The 3,998-nt window shown below is 40.9% G+C and carries 2 protein-coding genes; both read left to right on the plus strand.

Annotated elements, in window-relative coordinates:
* The coding region (locus F6K22_RS34580) for an alpha-2-macroglobulin family protein (protein ID WP_293108860.1) at nt 1-2,935 on the plus strand (2,935 nt) is incomplete at its 5' end.
* A 244-nt stretch (nt 2,936-3,179) separates the two neighbouring features.
* The coding region (locus F6K22_RS34585; RefSeq protein ID WP_293108863.1) for an ApeA N-terminal domain 1-containing protein at nt 3,180-3,998 on the plus strand (819 nt) is incomplete at its 3' end.

The following is a 3,998-nucleotide window of genomic DNA, read 5'->3' on the forward strand; positions in this document are numbered from 1 at the left end:
TGCCACCGAAAAAGTCAAGACTGGCAACAAACCCAAAACCGTCAACCTCACCCCCCCAGAATCAGGTAGTTATCGCATTCGTGCCAACTTTGCCAATGCTGAGGATAATATTACTGCCACCGATATTCAGATTTGGGCAACCGGAACAGAACGAGTTTATTGGGGAGGTCGCAACGAAAAACGCCTAGAAATAAAACTAGACAAAGACACCTATCAAGTAGGAGAAACTGCCACCGCTTTAATTCAGTCGCCTTATCCAGAAGGAGAATTATATTTTGCCGTCGTGCGCGACAAACCTTTCTACGAAAGAATTACAAAAGTTACAGGTGGCGCACCGGAAATTCAATTTCAAGTCACAGAGAATATGTTGCCTAATGCTGCGGTGCAAGCAGTATTAGTCCGGCAAGGTCAACCTCTGGAAAATGTCGAACCTGGAAGCGTCGAAGATTTGACGAAAGTTGGTTTTGCTCCATTCAAAATTGATTTGGCAGACAAATACTTAAACGTAGAAGTGACACCCCAACGTCCGGAGTTGCAACCCGGAGGAATGGAAAATTTGGAATTGACAGTAAAAAATAGTCAAGGGCAACCGACAAAAGGTCAGTTTACAGTAATGGTTGTGAATGAAGCGGTCTTGCAACTGAGCGGTCATCGACCACCAGATTTAGTGGAGACCGTCTACGCGGAGCAACCAATATCTACCCGTTTCAACGATAACCGCGAGGAAGTAACAATGGCAGAGATGGCAACATCCCTAAGAAAAGGTTGGGGTTTCGGTGGTGGTTTATCCTCTGGTGCTGCTGGTACTCGCATCCGCAAAGATTTTCAGTCTTTAGCTTATTATAATGGGTCGGTAATGACGGACGACCGCGGTAAAGCAACGGTAAGTTTTAAGATGCCAGATGATCTGACAACTTGGCGCGTAATGACCGTTGCAACAGATGGAGATTTACATTTTGGTAATGGAGAGGCGACTTTTATTACGACTCAACCTTTAATGTCAAATCCTGTTTTGCCTCAGTTTGCTCGTATCGGCGATAAATTTGAGGGTGGCGTTGCAGTTACGAATAACACTGGCAAAAAAGGTAGTCTCAAAATAGATGGGGAAGTTAGTCAGAATATTTTGTTTGCCGAAAATTCCCAAACTACGGAAACTTTCAAAACCAGAGCAGACTCAGGCACTAATGCTTACCGTTTCCCAATGGAGGCAAAACAACCGGGTGAGGCAAAAGTGCAATTTTCGACCGACCTGAATAACCGCAACACTGATGGGTTTCAAGTTTCTCTACCCGTCCGGTCTTTAGCAGCAAGTGAAAGTGTCGTGGAATCTGGTACTACTGACTCCCAAGTACAAATTCCTCTAAATATTACCGAAAATGTAATGCCAGATGTGGGAGGTCTGGAAATTTCTCTGGCGAGTACGTTAATACCAGAAATTACAGCTCCTGCAAAAGCAGTATTGAAAAAAGACCAACTACCATTTCTCGAACCAGTAGCAAGTCAATTAGCGATCGCCTCCAACCTACAAATATTAGGTAAAAAATACGAGCAAGCATTTGTAGACTTCAACCCTAAACAACAAGCAAGATTAGCATTAGAAAAATTAGAAGAGTTGCAACTGCCAGACGGTGGTTTTGCTTATTATCCAGGGCGAGAAGATTCTAATCCTTATTTGACTCCTTATGCTACAGAGGCGATCGCTCAAGCGAAAAAAGCATTTCCAAATTTAGTGAATGACTCAATGGTAAACCGTCTGCGGAGTTACTTAAATGACTTATTAGCAGACCCAGGTAAATATGATTATTGCAGCGAACAACTTTGTCGAAATCAAGTCCGCTTAGATGTGTTGATGGCATTATCAGAATTAGGCGACACCCGAAATAGTTTCCTATCAGATATTTATCAACAACGGGAAAAACTATCCCAGGTAGACCAAATTAAATTAGCGCGTTACCTCTCCACCTTTCCCAAATGGCGCAAACAGTCAAAAGAAATGTATGACGAAATTCAGGAAAGCGTCTATGAAACCGGACGTAGCGCAACATTGAATTTACCCTCCACCTGGGGATGGATAAATTCAACTACGGCAACTCAGTCTCAAGCATTGCGACTATTCATTACCCGCGACGCCAAACCAGAAATAATAGACCGACTATTACAAAGTCTGCTCAACCTGCGACGCGACAGCACCTGGCGCACAACTTATGATAATGCCGAAGCATTGACTGCGTTGGCTTCTTACAGCAATACCCAACCTGCTCCACCAGACTTTGTAACAACCGCCAAATTATCTGGCAAACAATTAGATGCAGCTCGTTTTCAGGGTTATGAAAATCCCAACCTATCTTTGAATGTCGCAATGGATAGCTTGCCAAAAGGTGAATCAGATTTAGTCTTGGAAAAATCAGGAGACGGCAAACTGCACTATTTAGTTGAATACAGTTATCGCCTCCCAGGAAACCAACCAGGAAGGTACAACGGTTTGCGAGTAGCGCGGGAAATTCGTGCCGTAGGGACGTTGCATGAAACGTCCGTCTTGCAACGAATGGATCTATCTAAAGCACCATCAACATTAGATGTCAGTGCAGGGCAAGTCTTTGATATAGGAATCGAAATTATTACAGACCGCCCCGTAGACCATGTAGTAATAAGCGACCCACTTCCAGCAGGTTTAGAAGCAGTTGACACCAGTTTCCAAACCGCCACTTCCGCTGTCAAAGCAAAAGCAGATAGTTGGCAAATAGGATATCAACAGATATATCGCGATCGCGTCGAAGCTTATGCAGACCGTTTAAACCCAGGTGTATATACCTTACACTATTTAGTCAGGTCTGTAACTCCCGGAACATTTATCTGGCCTGGAGCTGAAGCACGACTACAATATGCACCCGAAGAATTTGGGCGATCGGCTACATCGACCTTGGTTGTGAAGTAGTTGACCTCTCCCCCAACCCCTCTCCTACGAGGAGAGGGGAGTGCAAAATTTGTAGGGTGCGTTAGACGGCTAAAATTTAGAATGTTAAAGGTATTTAGTAATTCGTCGTAACGCACCATTGAATATGTGGCGGTCAAGTACCCCTAATTAATGTTATTATTTAAGCTATGCCCAAAATTAAAAAATAAGGCATAGTGTTACAAAATTAAGTCTTACTAATACTTAATTAATTAAATATTTGAACATGAAAAGCATAGAAAATTTAGAAGGATTTTGGTGGCTGCCGTCAGAGCCAGATTTAAAAATAGCAGGTATTCTCAAATTCAAAAATACTGAAGGAATTAAACTCCAACTGATAGGCTCATTTCTCAATTTTTCTATGGTGGGAAAAATTCCTACTAATATTCCCATTATTTTAGGAATTGTACATAAAGAGATTATTACTCTTTGTAATAGTATTAATTCTAATTCAAGAAGAAGTGCCCCAGGCTTTGCAAGTCAAGAATATACCTCAGAACTTGCTTTAATAGGTAGACATTTTACTAACCCAGATGAAATATTATTTAATAAAGCTAGAGTACGGTATAGTTATCTATCTGACTGGGCAGACTTACCTACTGTAAGAGAAGAACCTGAATTACCATATCAGGATAAAGAGAAAGAATTAAAATTTATATACACTCGTCCTGAAACGATTGAAGCAACAACAACATACGGAAAATTTTCTGTCATTTATGGTTGGTCTGAAGCAGGTAAACGTGAAAGTATTAATTTTCAACAATTTGTCTCATTAATGATTCAACCCAATGAAGAACTTTCCTTTAATGATTTTCGCTCTAAATTCATACATTCTCTCAATAACTTTTTAACTTTTGCAACTGATAGAACAAACTCCATTACTGAATTAGAATTTTATTCCCGTCACGGTGATGTAGATATAGTAGATAGCCGTCGTAGTCTAGACGAAATTCCCATACAAGCTATTTATAAAATCTATTATCCTGAGAGAAAAAAATTAGATAGATTACTTTTTAAACATGAAATATTCTTTGAGATGCTATTC

The sequence above is a fragment of the Okeania sp. SIO2F4 genome, from assembly GCF_010672385.1.
Lineage (GTDB): Bacteria > Cyanobacteriota > Cyanobacteriia > Cyanobacteriales > Microcoleaceae > Trichodesmium.